The organism is Streptomyces sp. BK340 (genome assembly GCF_007827595.1).
GTDB lineage: Bacteria > Actinomycetota > Actinomycetes > Streptomycetales > Streptomycetaceae > Streptomyces.
Map to the genome: position 1 here is coordinate 58,387 of NZ_VISR01000038.1, position 15,077 is coordinate 73,463.

Consider the following 15,077-nt stretch of genomic DNA (forward strand, 5'->3'; position numbering starts at 1 on the left):
CCTGTGGAGTGCGTGCCCGGGCAGGGCTTTCCCGGTGGACCGACCGCCCTCAGCCGAGCGGCACCGGATCGGGCAGGCCGACGGGCCAGGTGTGCACCGGGTCCCCCGCGTGCATCAGCTCGGCATAGCGCCGGGTCGTCGCGGCGAGGGCCGCCTCGCGGCCGCGTCCCTGTTCCAGGGCCCGGTGGAAGGTGGCCGCCTGCCAGGAGGCCCCGTTGACCCGGCGCCGGCACCGCTCCTCGATGACGCCGAGGTAGAAGTCCCGGTCGGCGGCCTCCAGGCCCCACGCGTCCAGGCCCGCCGAGGCCAGCGGCAGCAGCTCGTCACGCACCAGGGTGACCGCGTCGACCTCGCCGGTGCCGCCGTAGCGTCCCCGCCGCGGCCACATGAAGCGCGCGTCGATGCCGTAGCGGCACGCCGCGTCGAAGTTGGCCTCGGCCACCGCGAAGGGGAGCCGGGTCCACAACGGCCTGGACTCCTCGGCGAGGGCGCGCACCAGGCCGTAGTAGAAGGCCGCGTTGGCGATCACGTCGGTGACGGTCGGCCCGGCCGGCAGCACCCGGTTCTCCACGCGCAGGTGCGGCACGCCGTTCGCGATGTCGTAGACGGGCCGGTTCCAGCGGTAGATCGTGCCGTTGTGCAGGACGAGTTCGGCCAGCCGGGGTACGCCGCCGGCGTCCAGGACCTCCAGCGGCTCCTCCGCGTCACAGATCGGCAGCAGGGGCGGGAAGAACCGCAGGTTCTCCTCGAACAGGTCGTAGACGGAGGAGATCCAGCGTTCACCGAACCAGATGCGCGGCCGCACCCCCTGGACCTGGAGTTCCGGCGGGCGGGTGTCGGTGGCCTGCAGGAACAGCGGCACCCGGGACTCGCGCCACAGCTCGTGCCCGAACAGGAAGGGCGAGTTGGCGCCGACGGCGATCTGCGCGGCCGACGCCACCTGCGCCGCGTTCCACACATCGGCGAAGCGGGCCGGGGTGACCTGGAGGTGCAGCTGGACGGAGGTGCACGCGGCCTCCGGGGCGATGGACTTGGAGGTGCGGGTCAGATGCTCGACCCCCTCGATGTCGAGGACGAAGTCCTCGCCCCGGGCGGCCACGATCTGATCGTTGAGCAGGGTGTACCGATCCGCCTCGGAGAGGTTGGCGGAGACCACGTCGTCGGGCTCGAGCGTGGGCAGAATGCCGATCATCACGATCCCGGCGTCCACCTCGCCGGCCTTCCGGTCGGCGTACGCCAGGGAGGTGCGCAGTTCCTCGGCGAGCCGGTCGAATACCCGGCCGCCCAACCGGTGTGGGGCTATGTTCACCTCCAGGTTGAACCTGGCGAGTTCTGTTTGGAAATCGCGACTCGCGATGCGCTCCAGCACCTGCCCGTTCAGCATTTTAGGCATGCCGTCGGGGCCGGCCAGATTCAATTCGATCTCCACACCCATGAGATTCTTGGGGCGGTCGAACCGCTTCTCGACCAGCAGCCGCTCCAGTCCCGCCAGACACTTTTGGAGCTTTTCGCGGTAGCGCTGGCGATCGGACAGGTCGAACTGCCCTGCCACGACCTTCTCCCCCATCGAAGTGTCCCTCCTCGGATGGGCGGGCCGCAGAACCGGCCGCCGGGGTCCCGGGTCAGGTGGGATGATGCCCAGCCGAAGCGATCGATAACGTCCCGTGCGGGCCCGGCACCCGCTACTCTGTCGAATGTTCCCCGCGGCACATTCACGGGGCATGCCGCAGTACGCATCTTCGGGTTCCCCGACCGCCTCGTGAAAAACGCCGACGACATTCGGCCGACCGCGATCGTGGCGTATTACGAGGTCAGCGGCGCGATCCCGGACCGGAAATCGGGATGATTTACGCGATTCATCGACTGAATGACCCCTTGCCGGGCCAACCGGAATCCGGTAGACGAAACATCGTCTGAACACGTGTCGTATAACCTTGCGAACAAGGCCTAAGGTTGGTGCCCGCGGTCCCGGTTCCCGTCGTGTTCCTGCCGCCGAAGTGACGGGCGGCAGGCCTCAGCCGCACCCTCGTTCACCGATCCGGGCCCCCACCTCTCAGGCCACCCGTGAGCAGACAGCGCCGTCCGCCCCACCCTCCCTCGCGCCGCCGCGCCTGTCGAACGAGAGGCGACCCACCATGCCGCTGCATGTGCCCCTTGCACCCGCGCCCGCCCTGCGCTCCGTCCTCACGGCCCTCGGTTCCCCCACCGCGGTCCGTGAGGCCCGAACTCCCTCCCTGCGCGCCGCGCAGGGCCCCGCGACGCCCGAACTGCCTCTTCCCGTGCACGTGTTGGACAGGATCACCGCGCAGGGCCTGTCCGCGACCCGGCTGGCCGGATGGCGCTTCCTCATACGGTGCGGCGACCGCGCGGTGGCCGCGGCCGACACCATGCTCACCCCGGACGGCTGGGCCTTCTCGCACTTCTTCGAGGGCCCCTACATCGTCTCGACCGAGCGGGCACTGCAACAGGCCGAGGCGCTGCCGCAGCCGTACCAGCCGCGTCTGCTGTCCGTGCCCGGCCTGTACATGCTCACCCTGTGGCTGCACGGCGAGGTCGCCTCCGAGCCCGCAGAGGGCCATCCGGCCGCCGCCGACCTGCTGATACCGCTGGCCCCGGCACCGCCCGGCATCTCGGCCCACCGGCCCTGCCGGGTCTCCGAGTTGCTGCCGGTGCTGACCCATCGGGCGACTCCCGTCCCGCTGCTCGGCTCACCCGCCTGAACGACGCCCGCGTACCCCGCTGCCCGGAAGGGGAGCGGGGTACGACTGTTTTTACCGGGATGCGAATACTTTTCCGTGGCCGCGGTGCCCCACGGGAATGGAATGCGCTCGTCCGAGCAATTGCCCGCTCTGACGAGCCGAAAAAGGCTCTCTTGCGTTCGGACTAGTCATATCCGGCCACCCCGAACCACCCAAAGGGACAGTGCAGTTGGAATGAACCGTCCGCGTGGGTGACGCGTCATGAACCTGTGAGAAGCGGTGCCGCGAAATCCCTGCGGAATGACGCCCAGAGGGCAACACTGGGTTCCGACCGACTATCACCACGGGGGGCGAACATGACCACGACCGAGCGAGAGATCCCACCCATGTGCCAGCACCAGCCGCCGTGTCCACAAGCCGAGTCCGCCGACCGGGAGTCCGCCCGCCTCGTGGCGCACCACCCGGAGCAGGGATGGAGCCTGCTGTGCAACGGCGTACTGCTCTTCGAGGACACCGGTGAGCTGCTGCCCGACGGCCGCGTCATCGCCCCGCACCGCCCGCTCGGTGCGGAACGGGTGATGACCGCGGCCTGAGCAGCACCCCGGGCGGTCCGCCGCACCGCCCGGTGACCCCAAGGGGCCGGCCGCACGCTCACGGTGCGCACCGGCCCCGACGTGTGTCCGGGGGCGACTACGGTCCGTGACCGAGTGCTGGCGCCTTCGGGGGGGGGGGAGCCGGCCGATCAGCCCTTGGTGGCCCCGGCGGTGAGCCCGCCGACGAGCTGGCGCTCGGCGACCGAGTAGAAGGCGAGGGCGGGGACCATGGCGAGCACGAGGTAGGCGAAGACGCGGGCGTAGTCCGAGGAGTACTGGCCCTGGAACTGCTGGACTCCGATGGGCAGCGTCCACCACTTGGGGTCGGTGAACACCAGCAGCGGCAGGAAGAAGTTGTTCCAGCTGGTGACGACGGCGAGGACGGAGACGGTGCCGAGCGCGGGCCTCGCCATGGGCAGCAGGACCCGCCAGAAGAACCCGAAGGAGCTGCAGCCGTCGAGGGTGGCCGCCTCCTCCAGCTCGCCCGGGATGTCCCGGAAGAAGCCGCGCAGGATGATGATCGTCATCGGCAGCCCGAAGGCGGCCTGCGGAAGGATCACGCCCAGCGGGTTGTCCAGCAGGTCCAGCCGGCGCAGCAGCAGGAACAGCGGCAGCGCGGCCACCGCGAAGGGGAACATCAGCCCCAGCGTGAACACGGTGAACAGCACCTCCCGCCCGCGGAAGGAGAACCGCGCGAAGGAGAAGGCCGCGAGCGCGGACACGGCCACCACGAGCACGGTCGTGCCCACCGTGATCAGCGTGCTGTTGCCGACCAGCCGCCAGAAGCCGCCCGAGCCGAGGATGCCGGTGTAGTTCCCGGTCAGCCAGTGCTCGGGCAGTCCGAACGGGTTGGCGGACAGCTCGTCGGTGGACTTGAAGCCGGAGAGGACGGCGTACACCAGCGGTACGGCCATCACCGCGCCGACGGCCGCGAGGACCATGTGCAGCGGCAGGGTGCGTGCGCTCTTCCGGGTCACGTGCCGTCTCCCCTCATCGTCGTGGTGGCCCCTGCGAGGTCGCGGCGGAGCACGAACCGCTGGTAGGCGAGGGCGAAGACGAGGCAGATGCCGAACATGACCACGCTGATCGCGCTGGCGTAGCCGACCTGGTAGCGCTTGAAGCCGAACTGGAACATGGTCACGGCCATCGTCTCGGAGTGGTGGTCGGGGCCGCCCTGGGTGACCACCCACACCAGGTCGAACAGCTGGACGGACCCGATGATGGACAGGAAGACGCTGATGCGCAGGGTGGGTGCGAGCAGCGGCAGGGTCACATGGCGAAAGCGCTGCCAGGGACCCGCGCCGTCGATCAGCGCCGCCTCGGTCAACTCGGCCGGAACGGCCTGGAGTCCGGCCAGGTGGAGCATCATGTGGAAGCCGAAGTACTTCCAGGTCATGACCAGGAACAGGGTCGCCATGACGGAGGACGGATCGGCGAACCACTCACCGCCCAGTCCGTCCAGGCCGAGGCCGCCGAGAACGTGGTCGGCGAGACCGTCGTCCGGGGCGAAGACCATGCCGAACAGCACGCCGGTGACGGCTTCGGACAGGACGTACGGCGCGAAGAACAGCATCCGGTAGGCGGCCCGGCCGCGCAGCCGCTGGTTGAGGGCCACGGCCATGGCGAGCGCGAACGGCAACTGCAGGGCGAGGGACAGGACGACCAGGACCAGGCAGCGCCACAGGTCGCCCAGGAAGACCGGGTCCTGCAAGAGCCGGGTGAAGTTGTCCGTGCCCGTGTAGTCGGAGGGCATGCCGAAGCCGCCCCAGCGGAAGAAGGCGGCGTACAGCGCGAACAGCATCGGCAGCAGCACCAGCGTGACGAACAGCGCCAGTGCGGGCAGCTGGAAGCCGACCGCGGTGAGCCAGTTCAGGGTGTGCCGCCGCGCCCGCCCCTGCGGCGGGGCCACGGCCGGGGACGGCACGGCGACGTCGGGACCCGACCGCTCGTCCGGGAGGAAGGTGGAGGTCATCGCCGGCTACTGCTCTTCCTTCGCGGTCCTGGTGATCGACTGCGCGACCTGCTCGGGGGACTTGGAACCGGCGACGAGCGCGGCGACACTGTCGTTGACCTCCTGGCCGACGGCGGGCGCGTACGCCTGGTCGAGGTAGAGCTGGAAACCGGTGGCGCCCTTCAACTGTGCCTGTACGGCCTTGGTGTCGGGGTCGGAGATGGCACTCTCGGCGGCCGGGACCACCGGAAGGGTGCCGGTCTTCTTGACCAGTTCGGTGTCCGTGGCGGCCGAGGCGAAGAACTTCAGGAAGTCGACGGCCGCCTGCGGGGCGCCCTTGCGCAGGGCGTGCCCGCCGCCACCGCCGAACACCTCGGTGATGGCGCCCTTCCCGCCCTCGACCTCGGGGAACGGGAAGAAGCCGAGGTCGGAGCCGAGTCCCTTGCCCGCGTCGGCCTCCACGACCGGGGCCCACTGGCCCATGAGTTCCATGGCCGCCCTGCCGTTGCCGACGGCGGCGGCCTGCCCCGTGGGCGTGGAATAGGCAGCCCCGAGGAACCCCTTCTGGAACGGCTGGAGCCGGACCAGGTCCTCGAGGTGCTGCCCGGCCTCGACGAACCCGGCCCCGGTGAAGTCCTTGGCGTCGTCGGCCTTCCGCAGGGCGTCGACCCCGGCGGTGCGCATCGCGAGGTAGGCCCAGTAGTACATGCCGGGCCACTTCTCCTTGCCGGCGAGGGCGAGGGGGGTGATGCCCTTGGCCTTCAGCCTGCGTACGGCGTCGAGGAAGCCGCTCCAGGTGGTCGGGGGCGCGCTGACGCCGGCCTGCTCGAAGAGCGCCTTGTTGTACCAGAAGCCGATCATGCCGATGTCGAACGGGATGCCGTACAGCTTGTTGTCGAGGAGGTACGGCTGTCTGGCCACCGGGAGGAGCCCGTCGGCCCATGGCTCGGTGCGGTCGCCCAGCTCCTCGACCAGGCCCGCGTCGGCCTGCTGCTTCAGCACGCCACCGCCCCAGGTGTGGAAGATGTCCGGCAGCTTCCCGGAGGCGGTCAGCGCCGTCATCTTCGACTTGTAGGCGTCGTTCTCCAGCTGGACGATCTTCACCTTGACCTTGGGGTTCTGGGCCTCGAACTTCTTGGCGAGGCCGGCCCAGACGGTTTTGGTGGGCTCGGTGGTGGAGATGTTCCACCACTCGATCGTGGTCGTCCCCGAGGACGACCCTCCGTCCGAGTCGCCGCCGCAGCCGCTGAGTGCGGTCGCGCCGAGCCCGGCGGCGACGGACGCAGCCAGGAAGCCGCGGCGGGACAGTGCAGAGTCGCCCATCATGCGCTCCTTCGAAACTTTCGATCATATTCCCGAACGTTCCGAACCGGGACTCTAGGAAGGCGCATGGAGAGCGTCAAGATGTCGCGCAGCAGGTCGCGGTTCCGGATGCCGCCGGCGACCAGGAACCGGCGCCAGTGCACCGGGTCCGGGCTGCGGAACAGCGGGACAGTTGATCGAAAGTTTCGAAGCTCGCGGCGAACCCCACTGGCGCCCGGCGGTGGGGTTCGGTCGGACGGAGCGGCTCCAAGGCCCGGGCGGGCCGGCCGGCGAGGGAGGGAAGGCCGGCCCGCCCGGGAGTCCGGTGCGCGGCACAGCGCCGGCGGACGCGACGGGGTCCGATGCCGGACGTGGTGATGTCAGACGCCCACGTCGCGGCTGCGCAGGTCGGCGAGCGACTCACGGCGGACCAGCAGGCGGGCCCGGCCCGAGTGCACGGCGACCACGGGCGGGCGGCCGACCAGGTTGTAGGCGGAGGCCATGGACAGCTGGTAGGCGCCGGCCGCGGGTACGGCGAGCAGGTCGCCGGGACGTACGTCGGCCGGGAGTTCGGCCTCGGCGAGGACGTCACCTGCCTCGCAGTGCCGCCCGACGACGGTCACCGGGGCCAGGGGCGCCGTCGCGGGCCGCCCGATCAGACGGGGTGCGTAGCGGACGCCGTACAGGGCGGGCCGCGGGTTGTCGCTCATGCCGCCGTCGACGGCCACGAAGGTGTGGTCGCCGGTGCGTTCGACGGCGAGGACGTGGTAGACGGCGATGCCCGCCGGGCCGGCGATCGCCCGGCCGGGTTCGATGATCAGACGGGGCACCGGCAGGCCGGCCGCCGCGCAGGACCCGGCGAGTTCGGCACGGACCCGGCGGGCCAGGACGGCCGGGGCGAGGGCCGGTTCGCCGGGGCGGTGGGCGATGCCGTGCCCGCCGCCGAGGTCGAGTTCGGGCAGGACGAGGCCGTGCTGGTCACGCAGCCGCGCCAGCAGGCCGACCATACGGCGCACGGCGGTGACGTACGGCTTCACGCTGGTGATCTGCGAGCCCAAGTGGCAGTGCAGTCCGACGAGTCGCAGCTGCGGCTGGTCGAGGATGCGGGCGATGGCGTGCTGGGCGTGGCCGTCGGAGAGGGAGAGGCCGAACTGCTGGTCCTCGGTGCAGGTGCGGATCTTCTCGTGCCCGCCGGCGGCGATCCCGGGCACCACGCGGACCAGCACCTGCTGCCGGCCGTCGGATCCGAGCATGGCGGCCAGCCGGGCGATCTCCGCGGGGCTGTCGATCACGATCCGGCCCACGCCCAGGCGCAGCGCCAGCTCCAGGTCGCGCGGCGACTTGGCGTTGCCGTGCAGCACGATCCGCTCGGGCGGGAATCCGGCGGTGACCGCCAGCTCCAGCTCACCGGCCGAGCAGACGTCCAGGCCCAGGCCCTCCTCGTCCGTCCAGCGGACCATGGCACGGCACAAGAACGCCTTGGCCGCGTAGAGGACTTCGGCCTCGGGGAAGGCCTGCCGGTAGGTACGGCAGCGCTCGCGCACCTCGCCCTCGTCGAGCACGTAGACGGGGGTACCGAACCGGTCCGCGATCTCGGCGAGCGTGACTCCGCCGACGGCCAGGTCGCCGGGGCGGGACTCGGTGGCCGAGGCGGGCCAGACGGACGGACCGGCGAGGGTGGTGGGGACGGCTGCTCCGTGCAGGGTGGTCAACGGGTGCTCCCCTCGGTGATCCGGAAGGCCGGGAGCGGAATCGTCCGGGCGGCGGGGACGGGGGCCGGGGCCGAGAGCGTGGGGTCCACGGTGAGGGTGGTGACACCCAGCGGCGCGGTCAGGGCGCGCAGCGCGGGCTCGGCCAGGCGGATCCATGGCTGGTCGGGGCCCAGTGTGTCGCCCAGGCGGCGGGCGGAGGTGAAGGCGGCGGCCGTACGGCCGCCGAGGGGGGTGCGGAACAGGCGGGCAGCGCACCCGGCGGGTCCCGGCCGGACGGGGACGAACAGGGGTCCGGCCGGGGTGCGTTCGGAAGGCTCCGGGTCGTCGCCGCAGACGAGTTCGGGCATGGGTTGTCTCCTGGGAGGGGCGTGGTGGCCTTGAGCGCCCCGGACGCGGGGAGGCGGACCGGGGCTGCCTCGACGCTATGCCCCGCCGGGCCGGTGATCCGATACCTCATGACGCGACGCTGACGGCGAACGGGCCGACGCTGACGGGTTGCTGACGGGCACGGACACCGGACGGGCCGGGGCCGTCAGGGACCTGCCAGGGATTGCTCCCGCCGGCTGGTCGAATCGCCCGTACGGGAGTGGGATGGAAGAGAAGCCCTGTTCGCGGGCCCACCCGCGGGGGTCGCCCGCGGGCATGCGTGAGAAACGGTGGAGTCATGTCCGGTTACGACGCCTCGGCGGCCGCCCGTGTGGTGGTCGGGGTGAGCGGTTCCCTGGGCAGCGTCACGGCCCTGCGCCGGGCCGCGGCGCTGGCCCGGCGACTGGGTGCAGAGCTCTGGCCGGTGCTGGCCTGGGAGCCACCCGGCGGCGATCCCGCCGCGCGCCGTTCCCCCGCCGCCGGCCTGCTGGTCGAGGAGTGGCAGCGGCTGGCCAGGCAACGGCTGGCCTCGGTGCTCGAGGAGATCTTCGGGGAGGACGGGCCGGGGGTGCCGATGCACGCCGTGATCGTCCGCGGCACGCCGGGCAGGGCACTGGTGTCGACCGCCGACCGCGACGACGACCTGCTCGTCGTGGGCGCCGGCCGGCGCGGCCTGCAGCGCGCCTTCTCCAGCCGCGTCTCCCGGCACTGCCTCGCACACGCCGACTGCCCGGTCCTCGCCGTACCGCCGTCGCCGCTGGAGTCCGACCTGGTCTCCGTCCACCGCCGCAACGCCTGGCATCTGCGCATGGACACCCGGGGGCTGTGAGGACGCCGCGCACGGGTCAGCGCGCGCGTCAGGACGTGCCGCCGTGCCGTCAGGGTCCCGTCAACATCCGGCATCGCCCTGTCCCACCGGGCTCGCCGCTCCCTACCGTCGAACTCATGGAGCACCACGACGACACCCGCTCCGAGGTGAAAGTCCCGCACCCGCACGGCACTGGTGCCGTGGTGCACGACCGCCGGTGGACCTCGGACCTGTACAGCTCGGCCCGCTGCGCGGCCGTGCTGTTCGGCCTGCTGGTGCTCGTCGACCTGGCAGCAGGCACCCTCACCTGGTGGCGCTCGGCCCTGTGGCTGTCGCTGGCCCTGCTCCTCTTCCTCGTCCTCGTGCCCGCCCGCGTCTCGGCCGGCGAGGGCTGGCTGGCCTCCCGTCACCTGCTGCGCACCCGCCGGGTCCGCACCGACCGGCTGGTCGCGGTGTGCCCGCTGGACGGCGTCGCGAAGAGCCTGGTCCTGCGTGACACCCTCGGCGCCCGCGTCGAGATCGACCCCGAGGTGCTCCTGCGCAATCCCGACCTCTGGCTCCGCCTGACCGAGGCGGCCCGCGCCTCGGAGACCTCCGGCACCCTCCGCTCCGGTGCGACGGCCCTGCACGAGTGGACGGAACGCATCGACCGGGAGGCGGCACTGATGGTGTTCAGGGCGTCGGGTCTGGAGTAGCGGAGGGTCGAGGGGCGTCGGCCCGCCGTGGGCTCACCCGCTCGCTGCGGCTGCGCTTCAGCTGTCCGCGGGGCAGCATGGAGGTGTCGTACGAGATGACGCTGGGTGTCCGACCCGGAGTTCGCGGCCGCCCCTCCCCTGTACGGTCCAACGCGTGCCGTCGGCCTACGGGCCTCCGCTTCTTGATGTGTCACCTCCTCCCGTCGGGTCTTTCTTAACGCAAGATTGACGCCGCCCGGCCCTGGATCCGTGGGCCCAGGCGTCACTCTCTGCATACGCTGGTGCCGCCGTCCGCGTGATGGCCGGAATCAGCTGAGCCGCACACCTGGAGCACGCCGATGGCCACGACCGAGCACCCTCCTCCCAGTCGCTTGCGCACCTGGATGCTGGAGGGGCTGTCCGACATGGGCAAGGGGCACGCCCGCCCCGAAGCCCAGCCGGAGCCGGCGCACAAGGGCCAGCGCTGGTGGCGCGTGATGTGCCTGACCGGTGTCGACTACTTCTCCACCCTCGGCTACCAGCCGGGCATCGCGGCGCTCGCGGCCGGCCTGCTCTCGCCCATCGCGACCATCGTGCTCGTCATAGTCACCCTGGCGGGTGCCCTCCCGGTGTACCGCCGCGTGTCCGAGGAGAGCCCGCACGGCGAGGGCTCCATCGCGATGCTGGAGCGACTGCTCTCGTTCTGGCAGGGCAAGCTCTTCGTCCTGACCCTGCTGGGCTTCGCGGCCACCGACTTCCTCATCACGATCACCTTGTCGGCCGCCGACGCCGCCACCCACCTCGTGGAGAACCCGCACCTCACCAGCGTGCTCCACAGCTACCAGATGCTGATCACCCTGTTCCTGGTGGCCCTGCTCGGCGCGGTGTTCCTGAAGGGCTTCCTGGAGGCCATCGGCGTCGCCGTCGCCCTGGTCGGCATCTACCTCGTGCTCAACCTCGTCGTCGTGATCGTGGGTCTGTACCACGTCGTCACCGCCGAGCACGTGATCACCGACTGGACCAGCGCCCTGACCGCGGAGCACGGCAACGTCTTCGTCATGATCGGCCTGGCCCTGCTCGTCTTCCCGAAACTCGCCCTCGGCCTGTCCGGCTTCGAGACCGGTGTCGCCGTCATGCCGCACGTCGAGGGCGACGCGGACGACACCGAGGAGCGTCCGGTCGGCCGCATCCGGGACACCAAGAAGCTGCTGACCACCGCCGCGCTGATCATGAGCGCGTTCCTCATCGCCACCAGCTTCATCACCACGCTGCTGATCCCGGCCGCCGAGTTCAAGCCCGGCGGCCAGGCCAACGGCCGTGCGCTCGCCTACCTCGCGCACGAGTACCTGGGCGGGGCCTTCGGCACGGTCTACGACATCTCGACCATCGCCATCCTGTGGTTCGCCGGCGCGTCCGCCATGGCCGGTCTGCTCAACCTGATGCCGCGCTACCTGCCCCGCTACGGCATGGCCCCGCACTGGGCACGCGCCGTGCGCCCGATGGTCATCGTCTTCACGCTGATCGCCTTCCTGGTGACCTGGATCTTCGACGCCAACGTCGACGCACAGGGCGGCGCCTACGCCACCGGCGTGCTGGTGCTGATCAGCTCCGCGGCGATCGCGGTGACCATCGCCGCCCGCAAGGCCGGCCAGCGCGGCTGGACTGTGACGTTCGCGATCATCTCCGTGGTGTTCCTGTACACGACCGTCGTGAACGTCATCGAGCGCCCCGACGGTGTGAAGATCGGCGCCTGCTTCATCGTCGGCATCATCATGGTCTCGTTGCTGTCCCGGCTGGCCCGCGCCTTCGAGCTGCGGGTGACCCACGTGTCCATGGACCCGATGGCGGAAAGATTCGTCCGGGACATGGCCAGCCGCAAGATCCGGTTCATCGCCAACGAGCCCGACCGGCGCGACAAGGCCGAGTACCGGGACAAGATCGAGCAGATCCGCGCCGACAACGAGATGCCCGAGCAGGACGACTTCGTCTTCGTGGAGGTCACGGTCACCGACCCCTCCGAGTTCGAGGCGGGCCTGACCGTGCGGGGCGAGGTCCTGCACAACCGCTACCGCATCCTGACCCTGGAGTCCTCCTCCATCCCCAACGCCCTCGCCGCGATGCTCCTCCATGTCCGCGACATGACGGGCTGCACCCCGCACATCTACTTCGAGTGGACCGAGGGCAGCCCGTTCGCCAACTTCCTGCGCTTCTTCCTCTTCGGGCAGGGCGAGGTCGCCCCGGTCACCCGAGAGGTGCTGCGCGAGGCGGAGCCGGACCGCGCCCGGCGACCGCGCGTCCACACGGGCTGAGGCACACCCGCGGTCACGTCGGGCTCCTCAGGTCACCGAGCCGACAGTCGTACCGGGCCGGGAAGACGGCACGCGCCTCAGGCCGTCGCCGTCTTCCTGCCGAACAGCCGCCGCGGCGGCCGCGCCTCCAGCCGGCCCATGCTCAGCTGCCCGCGTATCTCCACGCGCAGCACGACCGGCGTCCCGGGCTGCCCGGCCGGCCGCACCCTGGCCTTGCCGTAGTCGATCACCAGGGAGTCCGTGTCCACGACGACGCCGGGCCGGGTGATCAGCCGCAGGGTGCCGCCGCGCAGGTCCAGATCGATGCGGAGGGTGTCGTGAGTGATCTCCGCCAGGGTGAAGTCGACGGTCACGTCGCCCCACTCCGAGTGGATCTCCATCCGGCGCGGCACCGACCATCCGTCGCCGCGCGTGGCCGACGAGAACTGCTGCTCGATGCGGACGACGTCCTTGACCGGGACCACCCCGGGCGCGTCCGGCAGGTCACCCGTCAGCTCCGCAAGCTCCCCGAGCGTGCGCGCCGACAGGGCCGCCCCCACCCGCTCGTCGTGCTCCTCGGCGGTCAGCCTGCCGTCCCCCGCGGCAGCCGTCAGGACGTCCACCAGGCGATCCCGGTCCGCGTGCGAGGCCCGCAACCCGGACGGCACATCCGTGGGCACCAGTTCGGCCGACATACCCTCACCCCGTTTCAGACGCCCCCCGCAGGGGACCACCGTCACGCACTAACGCTATATCGCGTTATACCCAACGGCCAACCCGACGTCCACGGTTCCCTCTTCATGGCCCTATCGTGACCGGCATGCAGTCCTACACGATCGGCCAGGCCGCACGGCTGCTCGGCGTGAGCCCCGACACCGCCCGCCGCTGGGCCGACGCCGGCCGGGTGGCCACTCATCGCGACGAGGCCGGGCGCCGGCTCATCGACGGCAAGGATCTCGCCGCGTTCTCGGTCGAGCTGGCCAAGGCGGGCAGCGGCGAGGAGGACGCCTCCTACACCTCGGTCCGCAACGCCTTCCCGGGCATCGTCACCGCCATCAAGCTCGGCGACGTCGCCGCCCAGGTGGAGATCCAGGCGGGCCCGCACCGCCTGGTCTCCCTGCTGACCCGGGAGGCCGTGGAGGAACTGGGCCTGGAGGTCGGCATGGAGGCCACCGCGCGCGTGAAGTCCACGAACGTGCACATCGACCGCGTCTGAGAACACCTCCGGGGCGTCTTCGACACCGGCTCCGCAGAAGCCCCCCTCACCGGCAGAGCAGCGCCGCCCACAGGTCCAGCCGGCCGCTCAGCAGGGACAGGTCCCGTCCGGTGAAGTGCTCGATGCGCTGCATCCGGTAGTGCACGGTGTTGACGTGCAGGTGCAGCGCCTTGACCGTGCGCGCCCAGGAGCCGTCGCAGGCGAGGAACGTCTCCAGCGTGCTCAGCAGTACGGCGGTGGCGGTGCGGTCGGACTCCAGCAGCGGACCGAGGACCGTACGGCCGTAGGCGGCGCGCGCCTCGGCCGGCACGCCGGTGAGCAGGGCGTCGAGGCTGGTGAGGGCGGTCGCGTCGGCGAGGAGGGAGGCGTAAGGCGCGGTGGTGCGGGCCCAGGTGAGGGCGTACCGGGCCTGCGCCGGCGCCCCGCCCAGCCCTTCGGGACCGTCCACGGGCGCCCCGGTGCCGCTGTGCAGGGCGCCCAGGCCGTCCGCGGCCCGTCGCTCGGCCGACCGGCGCCGGGCCGCGGCCTCCTGACAGTGGCTCAGGGCCGCGGCGGTCTCCTGCAGCATGCGCGGTGGCGCGCTGTCGGGGTCGGGCACGCAGAGCAGCCAGCGGTCATAGGGGGAGGCGCTGTCGGCCTCGACGGACACGGTCTCCCCGGTGCCGTCCGCCACGAGCGCGACCGCCTCCCGCGCCGCGACGCCCGGCGCCCCCGCCGTGGCCGCGACCGTCCGCCCCGAGGGCGTGAACACGTAGGCGGTGACGGGGTCGAGGTGGGCGAAGGCGGCGCCGAGAACGCCCTCCGGACCGGCCTCCTGGGCCAACGCCGTACGGGACGCGACCGGGGAGCGGTTCACGGAGCTGCCGCTGACGCGCGACCGGGTGTGGCCGGCACTGGAGCGTCGAAGCCGTAGGCCCCGTCCACCCGGATCGCCGTGATCCCGCTGATGTGCCGGGCCCCGCAGCGGTCCTGCGGCAGCACCAGCTGGGGGCCGGCCGCGTCCAGCGGGGTGCCGTCGACGGTGCCGGCGAGCAGCACGGGGGCGTGGGCGAAGTCGGGGTCGATCTCGGCCCAGGACAGCAGCGCGTGGTGGCCGTCGGTGCCGGTGACGGCGATCAGGAAGCGCAGCCGGTCCTTGCGCCGAACCGGGTCGAAGCCGGGTCCGGCGTCGGCGAGCACGTCGTACAGCCGCGGACCGGTGAACCGGTGGTGCTGGACGCCGCTGGTGGCGCACTCGAAGCTGACGTCCGCCACGTGCTGCGGCCAGCCGAGCAGGTCCGGCACGGTCAGCCGGGCCGGTCGTACGAGATCGCCGGTCAGGGCGAGTTCCGCGAGCAACACCTGCGACCACCTCCCGCAGGACCGTACCCCTGGCCGAGCACCGTACAAACGCACATGCCAGCCCCAAGTCACAACTTCGCAGCTCATGCGATGTGACAGGAGACTTACACCTGGCAGATGCGGCAGT

General features: G+C 71.3%; 15 protein-coding genes. 6 read left to right on the forward strand and 9 right to left on the reverse strand.

Annotation, left to right across the window (positions count from 1 at the left end):
- Nucleotides 1-49: 49 nt before the first annotated feature.
- Nucleotides 50-1,567: a glutamate--cysteine ligase gene (locus tag FB157_RS42355; RefSeq protein WP_145886454.1), complete on the reverse strand. Its 1,518-nt coding sequence runs from the start codon at nt 1,565-1,567 to the stop codon at nt 50-52.
- 568 nt (nt 1,568-2,135) lie between these two features.
- Here FB157_RS42355 and FB157_RS42360 point away from each other — a divergent pair.
- On the forward strand, nt 2,136-2,720 hold the full coding sequence (locus FB157_RS42360) for a hypothetical protein (protein ID WP_145886456.1): 585 nt from the start codon (nt 2,136-2,138) through the stop codon (nt 2,718-2,720).
- Between the two features lie 365 nt (nt 2,721-3,085).
- Nucleotides 3,086-3,292, forward strand: a complete 207-nt coding sequence (locus FB157_RS42365) for a DUF5999 family protein (protein ID WP_145886512.1) — start codon at nt 3,086-3,088, stop codon at nt 3,290-3,292.
- A gap of 149 nt (nt 3,293-3,441) precedes the next feature.
- Here the strand turns inward: FB157_RS42365 and FB157_RS42370 are convergent, their stop codons facing one another.
- From FB157_RS42370 to FB157_RS42390, 5 genes are all read right to left on the reverse strand, one after another.
- Nucleotides 3,442-4,233 (reverse strand): carbohydrate ABC transporter permease, encoded by a 792-nt coding sequence (locus tag FB157_RS42370; protein ID WP_145886514.1) that lies wholly within the window; start codon nt 4,231-4,233, stop codon nt 3,442-3,444.
- 32 nt (nt 4,234-4,265) lie between these two features.
- Entirely contained in the window at nt 4,266-5,264 is a 999-nt protein-coding gene (locus tag FB157_RS42375; RefSeq protein WP_145886458.1) for a carbohydrate ABC transporter permease, read from the reverse strand.
- A 6-nt stretch (nt 5,265-5,270) separates the two neighbouring features.
- Nucleotides 5,271-6,566 (reverse strand): extracellular solute-binding protein, encoded by a 1,296-nt coding sequence (locus tag FB157_RS42380; RefSeq protein ID WP_145886516.1) that lies wholly within the window; start codon nt 6,564-6,566, stop codon nt 5,271-5,273.
- Between the two features lie 359 nt (nt 6,567-6,925).
- Nucleotides 6,926-8,257 (reverse strand): diaminopimelate decarboxylase, encoded by a 1,332-nt coding sequence (lysA, locus tag FB157_RS42385; protein WP_145886460.1) that lies wholly within the window; start codon nt 8,255-8,257, stop codon nt 6,926-6,928.
- On the reverse strand, nt 8,254-8,604 hold the full coding sequence (locus FB157_RS42390) for an SAV_915 family protein (protein WP_145886463.1): 351 nt from the start codon (nt 8,602-8,604) through the stop codon (nt 8,254-8,256). Before FB157_RS42390 ends, lysA begins: the two co-directional genes overlap by 4 nt.
- Before the next feature lie 317 nt (nt 8,605-8,921).
- Between FB157_RS42390 and FB157_RS42395 the strand changes: the two genes are divergently transcribed.
- The 3 genes from FB157_RS42395 (at nt 8,922) to FB157_RS42405 (ending at nt 12,414) form a co-directional block, all read left to right on the forward strand.
- On the forward strand, nt 8,922-9,452 hold the full coding sequence (locus tag FB157_RS42395) for a universal stress protein (RefSeq protein ID WP_145886465.1): 531 nt from the start codon (nt 8,922-8,924) through the stop codon (nt 9,450-9,452).
- Between the two features lie 116 nt (nt 9,453-9,568).
- Entirely contained in the window at nt 9,569-10,126 is a 558-nt protein-coding gene (locus tag FB157_RS42400; RefSeq protein ID WP_145886467.1) for a hypothetical protein, read from the forward strand.
- A 338-nt stretch (nt 10,127-10,464) separates the two neighbouring features.
- Complete coding sequence (locus tag FB157_RS42405; protein WP_145886469.1) at nt 10,465-12,414, forward strand: APC family permease; 1,950 nt, start codon at nt 10,465-10,467, stop codon at nt 12,412-12,414.
- Nucleotides 12,415-12,491: 77 nt separating this feature from the next.
- Here the strand turns inward: FB157_RS42405 and FB157_RS42410 are convergent, their stop codons facing one another.
- Nucleotides 12,492-13,088: a DUF1707 domain-containing protein gene (locus FB157_RS42410; RefSeq protein WP_145886471.1), complete on the reverse strand. Its 597-nt coding sequence runs from the start codon at nt 13,086-13,088 to the stop codon at nt 12,492-12,494.
- A gap of 125 nt (nt 13,089-13,213) precedes the next feature.
- Between FB157_RS42410 and FB157_RS42415 the strand changes: the two genes are divergently transcribed.
- Nucleotides 13,214-13,609: a molybdopterin-binding protein gene (locus FB157_RS42415; RefSeq protein WP_145886473.1), complete on the forward strand. Its 396-nt coding sequence runs from the start codon at nt 13,214-13,216 to the stop codon at nt 13,607-13,609.
- Nucleotides 13,610-13,655: 46 nt separating this feature from the next.
- Here the strand turns inward: FB157_RS42415 and FB157_RS42420 are convergent, their stop codons facing one another.
- Complete coding sequence (locus FB157_RS42420; RefSeq protein WP_261386898.1) at nt 13,656-14,465, reverse strand: CdaR family transcriptional regulator; 810 nt, start codon at nt 14,463-14,465, stop codon at nt 13,656-13,658.
- Nucleotides 14,462-14,950: a molybdopterin-dependent oxidoreductase gene (locus FB157_RS48100; RefSeq protein WP_261386899.1), complete on the reverse strand. Its 489-nt coding sequence runs from the start codon at nt 14,948-14,950 to the stop codon at nt 14,462-14,464. Before FB157_RS48100 ends, FB157_RS42420 begins: the two co-directional genes overlap by 4 nt.
- Between the last annotated feature and the right edge of the window lie 127 nt (nt 14,951-15,077).

Excerpts from the sequence above, each read along its gene's own strand:
- FB157_RS42355 (WP_145886454.1), bottom strand. The coding sequence starts at position 1,567 with ATGGGGGAGAAGGTCGTGGCAGGGCAGTTCGACCTGTCCGATCGCCAG.
- FB157_RS42360 (WP_145886456.1), top strand. The coding sequence starts at position 2,136 with ATGCCGCTGCATGTGCCCCTTGCACCCGCGCCCGCCCTGCGCTCCGTC.
- FB157_RS42365 (WP_145886512.1), top strand. The coding sequence starts at position 3,086 with ATGTGCCAGCACCAGCCGCCGTGTCCACAAGCCGAGTCCGCCGACCGG.
- FB157_RS42370 (WP_145886514.1), bottom strand. The coding sequence starts at position 4,233 with ATGGTCCTCGCGGCCGTCGGCGCGGTGATGGCCGTACCGCTGGTGTAC.
- FB157_RS42375 (WP_145886458.1), bottom strand. The coding sequence starts at position 5,264 with ATGACCTCCACCTTCCTCCCGGACGAGCGGTCGGGTCCCGACGTCGCC.
- FB157_RS42380 (WP_145886516.1), bottom strand. The coding sequence starts at position 6,566 with ATGGGCGACTCTGCACTGTCCCGCCGCGGCTTCCTGGCTGCGTCCGTC.
- FB157_RS42390 (WP_145886463.1), bottom strand. The coding sequence starts at position 8,604 with ATGCCCGAACTCGTCTGCGGCGACGACCCGGAGCCTTCCGAACGCACC.
- FB157_RS42395 (WP_145886465.1), top strand. The coding sequence starts at position 8,922 with ATGTCCGGTTACGACGCCTCGGCGGCCGCCCGTGTGGTGGTCGGGGTG.
- FB157_RS42400 (WP_145886467.1), top strand. The coding sequence starts at position 9,569 with ATGGAGCACCACGACGACACCCGCTCCGAGGTGAAAGTCCCGCACCCG.
- FB157_RS42405 (WP_145886469.1), top strand. The coding sequence starts at position 10,465 with ATGGCCACGACCGAGCACCCTCCTCCCAGTCGCTTGCGCACCTGGATG.
- FB157_RS42410 (WP_145886471.1), bottom strand. The coding sequence starts at position 13,088 with ATGTCGGCCGAACTGGTGCCCACGGATGTGCCGTCCGGGTTGCGGGCC.
- FB157_RS42415 (WP_145886473.1), top strand. The coding sequence starts at position 13,214 with ATGCAGTCCTACACGATCGGCCAGGCCGCACGGCTGCTCGGCGTGAGC.